This window comes from Sedimenticola hydrogenitrophicus (genome assembly GCF_025175675.1).
Lineage (GTDB): Bacteria > Pseudomonadota > Gammaproteobacteria > Chromatiales > Chromatiaceae > Sedimenticola > Sedimenticola hydrogenitrophicus.
In genome coordinates this window covers 1-738 of sequence record NZ_JANIOA010000124.1, presented here as the reverse complement: position 1 = coordinate 738, position 738 = coordinate 1, and the positions used below count along the sequence as shown (strand labels likewise).

The following is a 738-nucleotide window of genomic DNA, read 5'->3' as shown; positions in this document are numbered from 1 at the left end:
GAGCAATCAAGCCATCGTTATCATGGCCGGGCAGCCGGCATGAGGTAAAGCAATGAATCAAGACGAACTGAAGAGAATGGCGGCGGAAGCGGCCATCAAGCATGTCAAGGGCGGCATCATCGGGGTCGGCACCGGCTCCACGGTCAACCACTTTATCGATCAACTGGCCGAAATAAAACAGACCATCGATGGCGCGGTATCCAGCTCGGAAGCCTCCACGGAACGCATGAAGGCGCTTGGCATCCCAGTGCTTGACCTGAACGCCACCGGCGAACTGGACCTCTACGTGGACGGCGCCGACGAATCGACCCGGCACCTGCACCTGATCAAGGGCGGCGGTGGCGCATTGACCCGCGAAAAGATCGTTGCCGGCGCCAGCAAACGTTTCATCTGCATTGCCGACGAAAGCAAGCTGGTCGATGTGCTGGGTGAATTTCCGCTGCCGGTGGAGGTGATCCCCATGGCCCGCAGTCACGTCGCCCGCCAGCTGGTCAAACTGGGCGGCACCCCGGTGTGGCGCGACGGCTTCATCACCGACAACGGCAACATCATCCTGGACGTGCACAACCTGCGCATCATGGATCCGGTACAGATGGAACAGGCGATCAACAACATCGCCGGGGTGGTCACCACCGGCATCTTCGCCCTGCGACCGGCCGATCTGTTGATCCTTGGCTCGGCGGAGGGCATTCAGGTTATTGAGTAGAAGCCCGGAACTAAGGACCTGTCAAGAAATAA

Annotated in this window: 1 protein-coding gene; it reads left to right on the top strand. The window is 59.6% G+C overall.

What is annotated here, in order from left to right:
* The first annotated feature begins 52 nt into the window (after positions 1 to 52).
* Entirely contained in the window at positions 53 to 706 is a 654-nt protein-coding gene (rpiA, locus tag NPX02_RS21260; protein WP_260296069.1) for a ribose-5-phosphate isomerase RpiA, read from the top strand.
* The last annotated feature ends 32 nt before the right edge of the window (positions 707 to 738 follow it).